Here is a 14,310-nt window from a genome sequence, read left to right as displayed (position 1 = left end):
CTGCAGACCGACTCGACTTACTTGTGCGACTGCAGGAAGGCGTCCATGCGCATTTCAGCAACGCTGAACCAGGCATTCTGCGTCTTGCGGTATTTGTCGTACTCGGTAAAGATTTTCTTGAAGGCCGGATTCTTGGCGGACTCGTCAGCGTAGAGCTGCTGGGCGGCCTTGTAGGCGGCTTCGAGAACCTCGTCGGGGTACTTTTGCAGCTTGACGCCGCTCTGCAACAGCTTGGACAGCGCGATCGGGTTCTTGTGATCGTATTCCGCCATCATCGTCACGTTGGCCTCGTAGGCAGCGGCCTGGAAGGCTTCCTGGTATTCCTTCGGCAGCTTGTCCCATTCCTTCTTGTTGACGAAGAAGTTGATCATCGGACCCGGCTCCCACCAGCCCGGGTAGTAGTAATTCTTGGCGACCTTGTAGAAGCCCAGCTTCTCGTCGTCGTACGGGCCGACCCATTCGGCGGCGTCAATGGTGCCTTTTTCCAGCGCCGGGTAGATATCGCCACCGGCGATCTGCTGCGGCACGGCGCCGAGCGCAGCGAAGACATTGCCGCCCAGACCCGCGATCCGCATTTTCAGACCATTGACGTCGGCCAGGCTCTTCACTTCCTTGCGGAACCAGCCACCCATCTGGGTCCCGGTATTGCCGCCCGGGAAATGAATGACGTTGTAATTGGCGTAGAACTCATTGAGCAGCTTGTCGCCGCCGCCGTAGTACAGCCAGGCATTCATCTGGCGGGCATTCATGCCGAACGGGATGGAGGTGCCGAAACCGAAGGCCTTGTCCTTGCCGACGTAATAGTAGGAACAGGTGTGGCAGACTTCGACGGTACCTTGCTGCACGGCATCGAGCGCCTGCAGGCCGGGGACGATTTCACCGCCGGCGAAGACGCGGATGTCGAACTTGCCGCCGGTCATGGCGCGCAAGCGGTTGGCCAGCACATCGGCACCGCCGTAAATGGTGTCCAGGCTCTTCGGGAAGCTGGAGGTCAGACGCCATTTGATGGTCGGGGCGGATTGGGCGATGGCCGGGGCGGCCAGCGTGGTGGCAGCACCCGCGGCAGCACCGATCGATGCTTTTTTCAGGAAATCACGACGTTGCATATTGTCTCCTCAGGAATTATTGGGAACGTCAAGCGATGTAGCGCCTCGATTCTATCCAAAGCGACAACTTTGGCGAGTGGTGGAAAACCCTTAGAAAACTACTCCCCGGCGACGGTCATCCGGTCGAGCAGGATGGAGCCGCTTTGCTTCGAACCGCGGACCTGGACATCGTTACCAACGGCGACGATGCCGGCCAGCATCGCCTTCAGGTTGCCGGCAATGGTGATCTCCTCGACCGGGTAGGCGATCTTGCCGTTCTCGACCCAGTAGCCGGCCGCCCCGCGCGAGTAATCGCCGGTCACGTAATTGACGCCGTGGCCGAGCAGTTCGGTCACCAGCAGGCCGCGCCCCATCTGGGCGAGCAGGCCGGCCAGATCGAGGTCGCCCGGCTTGATGATCAGATTGTGGCTGCCGCCGGCATTGGCCGTAGTCTGCATGCCCAGCTTGCGTGCGGTGTAGGTGCTCAGGAAATAGCCTTGCAGGATGCCGTCGGTGACCACTTCACGGTCATAGGTCGCAACACCATCGCTGTCGAACGCCGAGGAGCCGAGGCCGCGCTTGATGTGCGGCCGCTCGCTGATCTGCACGAATTCCGGCATCACGCGTTTGCCAAGGTGATCGAGCAGGAAGGAGGATTTGCGGTAGAGCGCCCCGCCGCTGGCGGCATGAACCAGGCTGCCGAGCAGGCCGCTGGCCAGCGGCGCTTCGAACAGTACCGGGAACTCGCCGGTCTTGACCTTGCGGCCACCGAGGCGGGCGACGGCACGTTCGGCGGCGATGCGACCGACGGTGGCCGGGTCGTCGAGTTCATCGGCGCAACGGCGCGTCGTGTACCAGTCGTCGCGCTGCATCGCCTCCTGCTCGCCGGCAATCACCGAGCAGGAAATGTAATGGCGCGAGGTCGGGTAGCCGCCCATGAAACCCAGGCTGTTGGCCGAAACAAAATGCGCCTGCTGGGTGGACACCGAAGCGCCTTCGGAATTGCTGACCAGCGGGCTGGCGTCGAACGCGGCCTGTTCGCAGCGGCGTGCGGTGGTGATCGCATCTTCGACGGTCAGCGCCCAAGGATGGTACAAATCCAGGTTCGGGCAATCCTTGGCCATCAAGGCCGCCTCGGCCAGACCGGCGCAATCGTCTTCGGCGGTGAAGCGGGCGATGTTCAGGGCCGCTTCGACCGTCTCGCGCAAAGCCTGCGCCGAGAAGTCGGAAGTACTGGCGTAACCCTTCCGCTGGCCGGAATAGATGGTGATGCCGATGCCTTTGTCGCGGTTGAACTCGATGGTCTCGACTTCGTCGCAACGGACCCCGACCGACTGGCCAAAACCTTCCGAAACGTCCACCTCGCAAGCGCTCGCCCCTTTGTCGCGAGCATGCTTGAGGACATCCTCGGCCAGTTGCTGCAAGGTCGAAAAGGCGTAGGAAAAGCTGGCGACTTCAGGCATGGATGGGGCGTCCGAACGGGAAAATCGCTATCATAGCAGCCCGACATTGTCAGCCCGCGAATGCGCCCCATGCACGAAGAAGATTTCACCGAGAGTACCAGCCGCCCTTCCAAGACCAAGCAGAAGGAGGCGATGCATGAATTGCGCGATCTCGGCGCCGAACTGGTCGAACTTTCCGTCGGCCAGCTGAAGAAGATCAAGCTGCCGGAAGAGATTTTCGAGGCCGTCCGCGCCTGCCAGAAGATCACCGCGCACGGCGCCCGCCGCCGCCAGGTGGCCTATCTTGGCAAGCTGATGCGCAATGTCGACGACGAACCGATCCGCGCCGGCCTGGCGCTCCTGCGCGGCGAATCGTCGGCCGAAATCGCCCGCATTCATCGCCTGGAACGGCTACGCCTGCGCCTGCTCGAAGACGAGTCGACGCTGGCAGACATCGCTGCCCTCTGGCCGAGCGTCGACCTGCAACATCTCCGCCAATTGCGCCGCAATGCGCTGAAGGAGCAGGAAGCCAAGAAACCGCCGAAGAACTTCCGCGCCATTTTCCAGTTGCTGCAGGAACTCGATGGCGCCCCGGCTCCCGTTGAACAGGAAACGGACGATGAGTGAAGAACTGATCATCGGCCTGGTCTCGATCAGCGACCGCGCCTCGACCGGCGTTTATGAAGACAAAGGCATCCCGGCCCTGCAGGAATGGCTGGCCAGTGCACTGACCACTCCGTGGCGGGCGGAAACCCGCTTGATCGCCGACGATCAGCCGAGCATTGAAAATACGCTAATTGAACTGGTCGACCGCAGCCATTGCCATCTGGTACTGACTACCGGCGGCACCGGCCCGGCCTTGCGCGATGTGACGCCGGAAGCGACACTGGCCGTCGCCGACAAGGAAATGCCAGGCTTCGGTGAGGAAATGCGGCGGATCAGCCTGAATTTCGTGCCGACCGCGATCCTGTCGCGGCAGGTCGCCGTCATCCGCAAGCAGGCGCTGATCATCAACCTGCCCGGCCAGCCGAAGTCGATCAAGGAAACGCTGGAAGGCGTCCGCGCAGCCGACGGCAGCGTCGCCCACGTCGGCATCTTTGCCGCCGTCCCCTACTGCATCGACCTGATCGGTGGCCCCTACGCCGAAACGAATGAGGCCGTGATCAAGGCTTTCCGGCCCAAATCGGCGATTCGGGCCAAATAACTCGACTTAGCTGATGACGCTCTGGCGGTAACGCGCCAGTTCGTAATCGGCAGTCTGCTCGACCAGAGCCACCGGGGCCAGCAGATACCGCTGGCCGCCCTGGCTGAATTCCAGACTCTCGCGCAGGTCGAACGAGGCCGGCGGCAGAATGACGCGGACCTCGCCAGCTTCCGCCGCCTCATGGATCAGCAGCGCCGGCAGCCCGGCCACGGCGGCGTAGCTGGATGCCGTGCGCACCTTCAACTCGGCCGACACCGCCGTTCGGGCCAGCGTTTCGATGCCGACCCGCGCCTCACGCTCGGTTTCGCGGTGATAGCGACGGACGATGCCGAGCAGCCAGTTGTCGCCGCCGTCCGGCTGCATGGCGATCAGCGCGCCAACTTTCAGCCATTCTGCCGGAATGCTGTTCAGTTGCGCCCCGAAACCGCCGCGACTGACATTCTCAACGACCCAGCTTTCGATCTGCAAACCGGCCGGTCGACCGCCAAATTCACCGGAAAACACCACGAAGGCGTTGATCAGCCCGTTCAGCACCGACATCCGGTGCTTGACGTGATGCCGGTCGTGCCGGCGTTGCGGCGGCACCGGCGCCAGATAGGCCGACAGGTGGCGCAGCACCGGCATCAGCAGGCGCGGATGATAGCGGTCGCCGAGATTGATCTCGGGCGGCAGGTCGCCGCCACGCTCCAGCGTACGCAGCAAGGCCTGCATCGCCTCGTTGGCCGCCCCCGGCTTGAAGAAACGCTGAGATGGCGCAGCCTGGGCCGGCATCCGGGCCATCCGCAAGGGCGGCTGGGGCTGGCTGAGATCGACCCAATAGACGCTGTCCTCATGCACCGCCGGGCCAAAAATGAAGGCCGGCAGATAGTGGGCGATCAGGCGTTCGGCCAACTCGATTTCGAGCGGCAACAGGCTGTCCATCGAGGCCGCCTGAAAAACCAGGACTTTCAGATATTCCTGCTGGGCGCAGGAAAGGCCGGCCAGCGGGCGAATCGGCGTCACTTTGCTCGCCACGCCAGCCGCTTCCGCCGTCGCCAGCGCCCGCCCCAGACGGAACCAGATTTCGCCGGGCGACGGCCCGTAATGAAACTGTTCCCACTTGAGGACCGCGCCAAGCGCCGCGATCAAACGAGTGCACAAGGCCGGCAGCAGGGGCCGCAGGGCATCCGCCGTGCGGCCAGGTGTGGCCAGGGCGAGCAGGCAGCGCTCGTAGGCCGCGGCGAGCAGCGTCCAGAAACCGTAGTTGATCGACCACAGGCGCTTTTCGTCCGAGCGGTTGAGGCGTGCCGTGTGCAGGTATTCGCGCGACAGGCGCTTGAGATGCGGCGCGGCGGCCTCCTCCAGTTGGTAGGCGGCTTCGTAGATCCGGTCGGCGGCGAGCGTGTCGGCCGCCAGCAGGGATTCGAGCCAGCCGGCGATTTCGTCGAGCGACTTGAAGGCGTTGTTGCCCGGCAGTTCGGCCAGGATTCTCCGCAATTCGTGGGCATCGGCCAGCGGGTGACTATCTTTTTGGGCAAACAGCCCGCCCAGCACGGGCATCTTGGTCAGCAACTTTTTCTCCGTCAATCGCGCTGCGAGCGGAAATTTTAGCCGCAGACCGGGGTTTCCGGCGTGAACAATTTGGCCCCGCCCTGCAATTTCCGGCATTTGCGGTGGGAGCGCCCAGTTCAGATAAAATCGGCGGCTTACTTTGCCAAGCCCTGAACTCCCATGCAGCAATATCTCGACCTGATGCGCCATGTGCTGGACAACGGCCACGACAAGTCCGACCGCACCGGCACCGGCACCCGTTCCGTCTTCGGCTGGCAGACGCGCTTCGACCTGAGCCAGGGCTTCCCGATGGTGACCACCAAGAAGCTGCATCTGAAGTCGATCGTGCACGAGTTGCTGTGGTTCATCCAGGGCGACACCAACATTGCCTATCTGCAACAGAACGGCGTCCGTATCTGGGACGAATGGGCCGATGAAAACGGCGATCTCGGGCCGGTTTACGGCAAGCAATGGCGGCGCTGGGAAACCCCGGACGGCCGGTTGATCGACCAGATCTCGCAACTGGTGCACAGCCTGAAGCACAATCCGGATTCACGCCGCCACATCGTTTCGGCCTGGAATCCGGGCGACGTGGACAACATGGCGCTGCCGCCCTGCCACTGCCTGTTCCAGTTTTACGTCGCCGACGGCAAGCTGTCCTGCCAGCTCTACCAGCGCAGCGCCGACATTTTCCTCGGCGTCCCCTTCAACATCGCTTCCTATGCGCTGCTGACCCTGATGCTGGCCCAGGTTTGCGGCTACCAGCCGGGCGAATTCGTGCACACCTTCGGCGACGCACACATCTACTCGAACCATTTCGAGCAGGCCCGCCTGCAATTGTCACGCCAGCCACGGCCGCTGCCGAAGATGTGGATCAACCCGGACGTCAAGGATCTGTTCGCCTTCCGTTTCGAGGATTTCCGTCTCGACGGCTACGACCCGCATCCACACATCGCAGCCCAGGTTGCTGTGTAAACGAGCTGCGGCCGGATTTTTGCCGATTCCGGCGGTCGACCGCAGGAATCGGCAAATTCTCAGTTCGGCACTCTCGACCAGCCGCGCTCTTGTAAGCAGGCATGCATGCGACGCACGGTGGCATTGGTCACCGCGCCGTCATTCCCGGCGTAGGTTTTGGCCTTGCACTGGGTTTCGTCGAACTTGTAGTCGGCCTCGCTCGCCCCCTTTTTCTCCCAGCGTGAGGACGGGAATAGCGCGCAACCGGCGATGGCAGCGGCCAGGACGAGCAACAGGTTGAATTTCAGAACGTTGGGTAGAGACACGAGACAGATCCTTGGTGGTGGCGCTAGAACCATATTTCGGGATAGCGCCGCGAGCGGGGGATATTGTTGATCAGCAAGGCCACCACCAGCAAGATCAAGGGGCCGAGCGTCGCCGGCACCAACACGTACCAGAAGCCGAGATGGTGGATTTCCGGCGAGCCGATTACCGCGATCAGCGCCGTTGCGCCGCCCGGCGGGTGCAATGTGCGCGTCGCGTGCATGATGGCGATGGCGGTCGCCACCGCCACCGCCGGCGCCAGCCAGGGTACGGGTTGCAGCAGTTTCCAGCTGAGCACGCCGATCAGCGCCGAAATTATGTGGCCGCCAAGCACATTTCGCGGCTGGGCCAGCGGGCTGCGCACCGCGCCGTAAAGCAGCACGGCCGAAGCACCGAAGGAGCCGATCATCAATACCAGATCGCTGCCGTCGAAAAACAGCCGGCCGCTCCAGACCAGCGCCGTGATGCCGAGAAAGGCCCCGACCCAGGACCAGAACATCTCGGCATTGCTGACCCGCGGCGGGCTGCCGCGCGTCGTGCCGCGCATCTTGCGTAAATACTCGCGCCAGTGGCGCTCGATCATCATGCGGCCGCATCCTTGTCCGAACCATTCGCCGACAAGCCTTGCAGGCGGGCCAGGGCATGGCGCCAGGCGAGATGGTAGACGGTGCGGAAATCCTCGGTACTGATGTCGATATAGCCGGAAACGTGGGCCAGCGCGTCAAGAATGTCCTCGTCGGAGAGTTCCAGTTCGAGCGCGTGTTCGATCTCGCTTTTGTCCAGTGGCTGCTCATTCATGATTGAGGTTCTCCGTTGGTCGGGTGATGGCGATCGGGCAGGCCGCCGGCAGCATCCCTTTCCCGTTGACCAGCAAATCGGCCAGCGTATAGCCATCAAGTACCAGAAACAGCGCGCTCAAGGCCTCGCCGAGAATGGCGTGCAGGCCGCAGGCGCCCTGAATGCGGCAGCTTGCGCCGTCGGTGAAGCATTCGGCCAGCGCGAAATCGCTTTCCGTCTGGCGGATGACCTCGCCCAGCACGATCTTGTGCGGGGCATGGGCCAGCCGCATGCCGCCGCCCTTGCCGCGCACCGTTTCGATATAGCCGCAACGCCCGAGTTGATGCACCACTTTCATCAAATGGCCCTCGGAAATGGCGTGCACCGCAGCGATCTCGGCAATCGTCGCCAGCCGGTCCGGCTGCCCCCCGAGGTACATCAGGACGCGCAGGCTGTAATCGGAAAAGGTGCTCAGTCGCATGATCGCTATAGGATTTATAGGAAATATTGCTTATGCCGGGGAGGGTTGTTAGCATCAAGATATATTTTATTTATATCTTATGGCAAACCGGCAGCCCACGCCATGCCGTTCGCCAACCGAGACCCCATGTCGAAAACACCCAGCCAGAGAAAAGTCATTGAGATCAAGCCGCTTTCCGACCCGGACGCCAAGGTTTACCCGCGTTCGATCAGCGGCCCCTACACACGCTGGCGCTGGGTTTTCGTCTGGCTGACCCAGATTGTTTTCTACGGCCTGTGCTGGCTGCCTTGGCACGGACGGCAGGCGGTGCTGTTCGACATCGACACCCGCAAGTTCTACTTTTTCGACCTCGTCCTTTGGCCGCAGGACACGATCTACCTCGTCTTGCTGATGATCCTCGGCGCCCTCGCCCTCTTCCTGTTCACCGCGGTAGCCGGTCGACTATGGTGCGGCTATACCTGCCCGCAGACCGTCTACACGGAAATCTTCCTGTGGTTCGAGAAAGTCATCGAAGGAGAACGGCCGCAGCGCATCAAGCTTGATGCGGCGCCGTGGTCGGCCCGCAAGCTGGCGCTGAAGAGCGCCAAGCATGCGACCTGGGTGCTCTTCTCACTGTGGACCGGGATCACCTTCGTCGGCTACTTCATGCCGATCCGCGATCTGATGCACGATCTGCTCACCCTGTCGCCGGGCGCCTGGTCGGCCTTCTGGGTCGTTTTCTACGCCTTCGCCACCTATGGCAACGCCGGCTTCCTGCGCGACCAGATGTGCCGGCAGATCTGCCCCTATGCCCGCTTCCAGTTCGTGATGTTCGACCCCGACACGCTGATCATCGCCTACGACGCCAAGCGCGGCGAGTCGCGCGGCACCCGCGCCAAGGGTGTCGATCATCGCGCCCAAGGCCTCGGCGACTGCGTGGACTGCGGCATCTGCGTCCAGGTCTGCCCGACCGGCATCGATATCCGCAACGGCCTGCAGAACGAGTGCATCGGTTGCGCCGCCTGCATCGACGCCTGCGACCAGGTGATGGACAAGATGAACTACCCGCGCGGCCTGATCCGTTATTCGACCGAGAACGCCGACAGCATGCGTTACACGCCGAAGGAGATCATCCGCCGGGCGGCCCGCCCGCGGGTCATCGCCTATACGGCCATCCTCATTCTGCTGACCGCCGCCACCGCCTGGTCGCTGGCCACCCGCATTCCGCTGAAGGTGAACGTCCTGAAGGACCGCAATGTCTTGTCCCGGGAAGCGGACGACGGCTCGATCGAGAACAGCTACCGCCTGCAGATCATGAATACCGGCGACCAGACGCGGACTTTCCGCATCACCATTGCCGGCAGCAGCGGCCTGCGCCTTGATGGCGACAGCGAAATGACCATCGCCGGCGGCGAGATCGGCACCCAGACGGCCATCGTCAAGGCCGAGCCGGGCGCGACCCCTGCCGGGGCGACGCCGATTACTTTCAATATTGCCGATGTCGCCGAGCCGGCCGTGGCGGTGATGGAAAGCTCGAAGTTCTGGATGCCTTGAAGCGGCGGCGGGGTGCCCGGCCCCGCCAGCCCGCTTGACCGCCCGCCATCCGGCAAGGCAGCATCTGGCGTAATTTCCCGACGCCGGCCAGGCAAGTGGTCTGCCTTGCCGAACACCGCTTCTCGCCCTCCTGCATCTCGCCGCGCCCCACTGCGCAGGGATCTGAGATGCTCGACGTGCTGTATGATGGCGACATTTCCGGTGGTTTCGCTCGGGCCCAGGTACTGAACGAAAGCCAATTCCTGGTTCTCGAAGACGGCCTACGCACTGGCCGTAGTAGGCTACGCATGTCAATTCTGGTAAAAATTGAAGGTCGACCGCAGCAAACAGTCTCCCAATCGGCGGCCGGCTTTGAGAAAATCATGCTTGGCGCCAGGATCATGGAACCCATCGCCGCATGACCGGAACTGCCTCCCCGGAATACCGTATCCGTACTCTCCCGACGCATCCCTCGCTTATCCACCAATTTGAAACGGGCCTCAAGGTCTGGTTATGAATCTGATTGAAACCCCTGCCTGGCAGGCACTCGCCGCCCATGCCGAAAAACTTCGGCCGCAACACCTGCGTCAGCTATTCGCCGACGACCCCGATCGTTTCCAGCGCTTCTCGCTACAGCATGATGGCCTGCTGCTCGATTTCTCGAAGCAGCGGATCACCGCCGAAACCCGCACGCTGCTGCAGGAACTCGCTCGAACAGCCAGGCTCGATGAGTGGAAGCAAAAAATGCTGGCCGGCGAGCCGATCAACCACACCGAACAGCGCGCCGTCCGCCACATGGATCTGCGCGCCGGCGAGCAGGCGCCGCCCGAAGTCCGCGCCGTCCTCAAGCGCATGCGGGATTTCTGCGAGCAGATTCATAGCGGGGCCTGGCGCGGCTTCTCCGGCGACCGCATTACCGATGTCGTCAATATCGGCATCGGCGGCTCCGATCTCGGGCCACGGATGGCCACCCGGGCGCTGATCGCCCGCCATCACCCGAACCTCGACGTGCATTACATCGCCAATATCGATGCCGCCGATATCGCCCCCTTGCTGGCCCGCCTCAATCCGCGCACGACGCTGTTCATCGTCGCCAGCAAGACCTTTACGACACTGGAAACGCTGACCAATGCACGCAGTGCCCGCGACTGGCTACTCGCCGCCGCCAGCCACGAAAGCGCCATCGCCCGCCATTTCGTCGCCATCTCTACCAATCTGGAGCTGACCCGCCAGTTCGGCATTGCCAGCGAGAACGTTTTCGAATTCTGGGACTGGGTCGGCGGCCGCTTTTCGCTGTGGTCGGCAATTGGCCTGTCGCTGGCGCTAGCCATCGGCTGGCGTCCGTTCGAACAACTGCTGGCCGGCGCCCACGCCATGGACCGCCACTTTATCGAAACGCCGGCCGCTGACAACCTGCCACTGACGCTGGCCCTGCTCAGCCTGTGGAATACCGACTTTCTCGACGCGTCGACCGCCGCCATCCTGCCCTACGCCCAATCGTTTGCGCTGTTGCCGGCCTATCTGCAACAACTGGAAATGGAAAGCAACGGCAAGCAGACCGATCGCGACGGCCAGCCACTCAGCGTCGCAACCAGCCCGATCCTCTGGGGCGAAGCCGGCACCAATGGCCAGCACTCGTTCTATCAACTGTTCCACCAAGGCGGCCGGATCATTCCCAGCGACTTTATCGTCTTGCGGACCTCCGACTTCCCGCTGCCCGGCCATCATGTCTCGCTGCTCGCCAACTGCCTCGCCCAGTCGGCAGCGCTCGCCTTCGGCCAGACCGCCGACGAAGTGCGGGCCGCCGGCGTGCCGGAAGCACTCTCGCCTTACAAGATATTCCCCGGCAACCAGCCGTCCACCACCTTCGTTCTGCCGGCGCTGACACCCTATACGCTGGGCCAGTTGCTCGCCCTGTTCGAGCACAAGGTTTTCTGCCTCGGCGTGCTGTGGAATCTCAACTCCTTCGACCAATGGGGCGTCGAGCTCGGTAAGCAGCTGGCCAGCCAACTGACCCCGCTGCTCGAGGGCGATGGCGATGCGCACGGCTTCGATACATCGACCCGGGGCCTGATCGCGGCATTGCGAGGCTGATACAATCACGCTCCATTTCCTTGTCCGTCTCTAAAATGCACCCTGGATTCACGGCCGGCGGCCTCGCCGACAATAGCATCATCGCCCGTCACCACCGAGAACCATCGCATGCCTGAAATCGTCCTCATCGCCGCCGTCGCCAGCAACCGCGTCATCGGCCGCGACAATAAAATGATCTGGAACATCCCGGAGGACATGGCGCACTTCAAGGCGCTGACCGCCGGCCATTGCGTTCTGATGGGGCGCAAGACCTGGGAATCGCTGCCGCCGCATTTTCGCCCGCTGCCGGGACGGCGTAACATCGTGATCAGCCGGCAGGAAAACTACGCCGCACCCGGCGCCGAAGTCGCCGACTCGCTGGAAAACGGCCTGCAACTGGCGTCCACCGACGGTACTGTCTTCATCATCGGCGGCGAGCAGGTCTATCGGCAAGCCATGGCGGTCGCCGACCGCCTGGAAATCACCGAAGTTGCCCTCGAACCGGAAGGTGACGCCTGGTTCCCCGAGATTCCGGCGGTCGACTGGCGGGAAGTGCAAAAAAACACCCCGTCCAGCCAGAGCGGAACGGGGTTTTCCTTTGTCACCTACCGCCGCAAGTAGCGGCGGTTTTCAGGACCGGTCAGCGCACGCAATCGACGTAGTAACGGCCGTCGGCGCCCTTGACCAGACCGTGCACGTCGGTCTCGAAACCGGGGAAGGCAGCATTGAACTCGCGAGCGAATTTCAGGTAGTTGCAGATCGTCCGGTTGAAGCGCTCGCCCGGAATCAGTAGCGGAATACCCGGTGGGTAAGGCGTCAGCAGCACGGCGGTGACCCGGCCTTCGAGCTCGTCGACCGGCACCCGCTCGATCTCGCGGTGCGCCATCTTGGCAAAAGCATCGGCCGGACGCATCGCCGGCACCATGTCCGACAGGTACATCTCGGTGGTCAGGCGGGCGACGTCGTTGTGCTTGTAGACGCTGTGAATCTGCGTACACAGATCACGCAGGCCGACCCGCTCGTAGCGCGGATTCTTCTGCACAAATTCGGGCAGCACGCGCCATAGCGGCTGGTTCTTGTCGTAGTCGTCCTTAAACTGCTGCAGCGCGGTAACCAGCGTGTTCCAGCGGCCCTTGGTGATGCCGATGGTGAACATGATGAAGAAACTGTACAGGCCGCACTTCTCGACGATCACCCCGTGCTCGGCCAGGTACTTGGTGACGATGGCGGCCGGGATGCCGAATTCGTCGGCGAAATCGCCATCGACGTCGAGGCCCGGCGTGATGATGGTTGCCTTGATCGGGTCGAGCATGTTGAAACCGTCGGCCAGGTTGTTGAAACCGTGCCAGCGTTCACCGGGCTTCAGCATCCAGGCGTCGCGTTCCTCGATGCCCTCTTCCGACAGATCGTCCGGCCCCCAGACCTTGAACCACCAGTCGACGCCCCACTCCTCATCGACCTTGCGCATGGCACGGCGGAAATCGAGGGCTTCGGCGATCGATTCCTCGACCAGCGCCGTACCGCCCGGCGCTTCCATCATCGCCGCCGCTACATCGCACGAGGCAATGATCGAGTACTGCGGCGAGGTCGAGGTATGCATCAGGTAGGCCTCGTTGAAGATGTCGCGGTCGAGCTTGTTGTTCTCGGCATCCTGGACCAGGATCTGCGAGGCTTGGCTCAACCCGGCCAGCAGCTTGTGCGTCGATTGCGTCGAGAAGACCATCGACTCCTTGCAGCGCGGCCGGTCGGCGCCGATGGCATGGTAATCGCCGTAGAAATCGTGGAAAGCGGCATGCGGCAGCCAGGCTTCGTCGAAATGCAGGGTGTCGATCTTGCCGTCCAGTTCTTCCTTGATGTCCTCAACGTTGTAGAGGATGCCGTCGTAGGTCGACTGGGTGATGGTCAGCACGCGCGGCTTGGCCGTCTTGTCGGTGATGAACGGGTTGGCGGCGATCTTTTTCTGGATGCTTTCCCAAGCGAATTCGCTCTTCGGGATCGGCCCGATGATGCCGAAGTTGTTGCGGGTCGGCATCAGGAAGACAGGAATCGCCCCGGTCATCATGATCGCATGCAGGATGGACTTGTGGCAGTTGCGGTCGACGACGACGATGTCGCCCGGCGCCACCGTCGAGTGCCAGACGATCTTGTTCGACGTGGACGTGCCGTTGGTCACGAAGTACAGGTGATCGGAATTGAAGATGCGCGCCGCATTGCGCTCGGAAGCGGCGACCGGGCCGGTGTGATCGAGCAACTGGCCGAGTTCTTCGACCGCGTTGCAGACGTCGGCGCGCAGCATGTTCTCGCCGAAGAACTGGTGGAACATCTGGCCGACCGGGCTCTTCAAGAAGGCAACGCCGCCCGAGTGGCCGGGGCAGTGCCAGGAGTAGGAACCGTCGGCGGCATAGTGGGTCAGGGCGCGGAAGAACGGCGGCGGCAGCGACTGCAGGTAGGCCTTGGCTTCGCGCTTGACGTTGCGGGCGATGAATTCCGGCGTGTCCTCGAACATGTGGATGAAGCCGTGCAGTTCGCGCAGCACGTCGTTCGGAATATGGCGCGAGGTGCGCGTCTCGCCGTGCAGGAAAATCGGAATTTCCAGATTGCGGTTGCGAATCTCGGTCACGAAGGCGCGCAGTTCGGCCAGGGTTTCTTCCGGCTCCAGCGCCAGTTCCTCGTCATCGATCGACAGAATGAAGGCACTGGCCCGCGATTGCTGCTGGGCAAACGAGGTCAGATCGCCGTAGCTGGTGACGCCGAGCACTTCCAGCCCTTCCTTTTCGAGCGCTTCGGCCAGGGCGCGAATACCGAGGCCGGAAGTATTCTCCGAACGGAAGTCTTCGTCGATGATGATGACGGGAAAGTGGAAGCGCATGTTGAATCCTTGAAAAGCGGCGACCCGCCGCAGCGGGTCACAGAATAAGACGTTTTCTT

General features: G+C 62.5%; 15 protein-coding genes. 7 read left to right on the top strand and 8 right to left on the bottom strand.

Translation table 11 applies throughout. The features are described 5' to 3' along the window. Positions 1-17: 17 nt before the first annotated feature. Positions 18-1,106, bottom strand: coding sequence for a TRAP transporter substrate-binding protein (locus AT959_RS04775; protein ID WP_066881150.1), 1,089 nt, complete (start codon positions 1,104-1,106; stop codon positions 18-20). Between the two features lie 98 nt (positions 1,107-1,204). Next, positions 1,205-2,548 carry a metalloprotease PmbA gene (pmbA, locus tag AT959_RS04770; protein ID WP_066881148.1) on the bottom strand — a complete coding sequence of 448 codons (1,344 nt, stop codon included), beginning with the start codon at positions 2,546-2,548 and terminating at the stop codon, positions 1,205-1,207. A 69-nt stretch (positions 2,549-2,617) separates the two neighbouring features. On the opposite strand from pmbA, the gene yjgA reads away from it, so the two are divergent. Together yjgA and mog are read left to right on the top strand one after the other, a co-directional pair. Then, positions 2,618-3,154 carry a ribosome biogenesis factor YjgA gene (gene yjgA, locus AT959_RS04765; RefSeq protein ID WP_066881718.1) on the top strand — a complete coding sequence of 179 codons (537 nt, stop codon included), beginning with the start codon at positions 2,618-2,620 and terminating at the stop codon, positions 3,152-3,154. Next, positions 3,147-3,731: a molybdopterin adenylyltransferase gene (mog, locus tag AT959_RS04760; RefSeq protein ID WP_066881146.1), complete on the top strand. Its 585-nt coding sequence runs from the start codon at positions 3,147-3,149 to the stop codon at positions 3,729-3,731. The genes yjgA and mog overlap by 8 nt, the downstream gene beginning before the upstream one ends. Positions 3,732-3,737: 6 nt before the next feature. Here mog and AT959_RS04755 read toward each other — a convergent pair whose 3' ends face one another. Next, positions 3,738-5,282: a hypothetical protein gene (locus tag AT959_RS04755; protein ID WP_066881144.1), complete on the bottom strand. Its 1,545-nt coding sequence runs from the start codon at positions 5,280-5,282 to the stop codon at positions 3,738-3,740. Between the two features lie 159 nt (positions 5,283-5,441). On the opposite strand from AT959_RS04755, the gene AT959_RS04750 reads away from it, so the two are divergent. Continuing rightward, entirely contained in the window at positions 5,442-6,236 is a 795-nt protein-coding gene (locus AT959_RS04750) for a thymidylate synthase (RefSeq protein WP_066881142.1), read from the top strand. 59 nt (positions 6,237-6,295) lie between these two features. Here AT959_RS04750 and AT959_RS04745 read toward each other — a convergent pair whose 3' ends face one another. From AT959_RS04745 to AT959_RS04730, 4 genes are read right to left on the bottom strand one after another with little or no spacing between them, the layout of a single operon-like run. Continuing rightward, entirely contained in the window at positions 6,296-6,541 is a 246-nt protein-coding gene (locus AT959_RS04745; protein WP_157651209.1) for a hypothetical protein, read from the bottom strand. A 23-nt stretch (positions 6,542-6,564) separates the two neighbouring features. Continuing rightward, a complete protein-coding gene (locus tag AT959_RS04740; protein ID WP_205629830.1) occupies positions 6,565-7,125 on the bottom strand; it encodes an HPP family protein in 561 nt (186 codons plus the stop codon). Beyond that, positions 7,122-7,337, bottom strand: a complete 216-nt coding sequence (locus AT959_RS04735; RefSeq protein WP_066881138.1) for a hypothetical protein — start codon at positions 7,335-7,337, stop codon at positions 7,122-7,124. The genes AT959_RS04740 and AT959_RS04735 overlap by 4 nt, the downstream gene beginning before the upstream one ends. Further along, on the bottom strand, positions 7,330-7,797 hold the full coding sequence (locus AT959_RS04730) for an RrF2 family transcriptional regulator (RefSeq protein ID WP_066881136.1): 468 nt from the start codon (positions 7,795-7,797) through the stop codon (positions 7,330-7,332). Before AT959_RS04730 ends, AT959_RS04735 begins: the two co-directional genes overlap by 8 nt. 126 nt (positions 7,798-7,923) lie before the next feature. Here AT959_RS04730 and ccoG point away from each other — a divergent pair, with 126 nt between their 5' ends. The 4 genes from ccoG (at position 7,924) to AT959_RS04710 (ending at position 12,003) form a co-directional block, all read left to right on the top strand. Then, complete coding sequence (gene ccoG, locus AT959_RS04725) at positions 7,924-9,330, top strand: cytochrome c oxidase accessory protein CcoG (protein WP_066881134.1); 1,407 nt, start codon at positions 7,924-7,926, stop codon at positions 9,328-9,330. Positions 9,331-9,497: 167 nt separating this feature from the next. Further along, positions 9,498-9,731 (top strand): alpha-amylase/4-alpha-glucanotransferase domain-containing protein, encoded by a 234-nt coding sequence (locus tag AT959_RS04720; protein WP_066881132.1) that lies wholly within the window; start codon positions 9,498-9,500, stop codon positions 9,729-9,731. Positions 9,732-9,822: 91 nt separating this feature from the next. Beyond that, positions 9,823-11,403, top strand: a complete 1,581-nt coding sequence (pgi, locus tag AT959_RS04715) for a glucose-6-phosphate isomerase (protein WP_066881130.1) — start codon at positions 9,823-9,825, stop codon at positions 11,401-11,403. A gap of 108 nt (positions 11,404-11,511) precedes the next feature. Next, positions 11,512-12,003, top strand: coding sequence for a dihydrofolate reductase (locus tag AT959_RS04710; RefSeq protein WP_066881128.1), 492 nt, complete (start codon positions 11,512-11,514; stop codon positions 12,001-12,003). A gap of 19 nt (positions 12,004-12,022) precedes the next feature. Here AT959_RS04710 and AT959_RS04705 read toward each other — a convergent pair whose 3' ends face one another. Further along, a complete protein-coding gene (locus tag AT959_RS04705) occupies positions 12,023-14,251 on the bottom strand; it encodes an arginine/lysine/ornithine decarboxylase (RefSeq protein WP_066881126.1) in 2,229 nt (742 codons plus the stop codon). Positions 14,252-14,310: the final 59 nt, after the last annotated feature.

Source organism: Dechloromonas denitrificans, from assembly GCF_001551835.1.
In the GTDB taxonomy this organism is placed as follows: Bacteria; Pseudomonadota; Gammaproteobacteria; order Burkholderiales; family Rhodocyclaceae; genus Azonexus; species Azonexus denitrificans.
The sequence above is the reverse complement of the archived record's forward strand: the minus strand, read 5'-3'. Positions and strand labels throughout refer to the sequence as shown.

Coding starts and splice junctions, on each gene's coding strand:
- AT959_RS04740 (WP_205629830.1), bottom strand. CDS start 7,125: ATGATGATCGAGCGCCACTGGCGCGAGTATTTACGCAAGATGCGCGGC.
- AT959_RS04705 (WP_066881126.1), bottom strand. CDS start 14,251: ATGCGCTTCCACTTTCCCGTCATCATCATCGACGAAGACTTCCGTTCG.
- pmbA (WP_066881148.1), bottom strand. CDS start 2,548: ATGCCTGAAGTCGCCAGCTTTTCCTACGCCTTTTCGACCTTGCAGCAA.
- yjgA (WP_066881718.1), top strand. CDS start 2,618: ATGCACGAAGAAGATTTCACCGAGAGTACCAGCCGCCCTTCCAAGACC.
- pgi (WP_066881130.1), top strand. CDS start 9,823: ATGAATCTGATTGAAACCCCTGCCTGGCAGGCACTCGCCGCCCATGCC.
- AT959_RS04720 (WP_066881132.1), top strand. CDS start 9,498: ATGCTCGACGTGCTGTATGATGGCGACATTTCCGGTGGTTTCGCTCGG.
- AT959_RS04750 (WP_066881142.1), top strand. CDS start 5,442: ATGCAGCAATATCTCGACCTGATGCGCCATGTGCTGGACAACGGCCAC.
- AT959_RS04730 (WP_066881136.1), bottom strand. CDS start 7,797: ATGCGACTGAGCACCTTTTCCGATTACAGCCTGCGCGTCCTGATGTAC.
- AT959_RS04710 (WP_066881128.1), top strand. CDS start 11,512: ATGCCTGAAATCGTCCTCATCGCCGCCGTCGCCAGCAACCGCGTCATC.
- AT959_RS04735 (WP_066881138.1), bottom strand. CDS start 7,337: ATGAATGAGCAGCCACTGGACAAAAGCGAGATCGAACACGCGCTCGAA.
- mog (WP_066881146.1), top strand. CDS start 3,147: ATGAGTGAAGAACTGATCATCGGCCTGGTCTCGATCAGCGACCGCGCC.
- ccoG (WP_066881134.1), top strand. CDS start 7,924: ATGTCGAAAACACCCAGCCAGAGAAAAGTCATTGAGATCAAGCCGCTT.
- AT959_RS04775 (WP_066881150.1), bottom strand. CDS start 1,106: ATGCAACGTCGTGATTTCCTGAAAAAAGCATCGATCGGTGCTGCCGCG.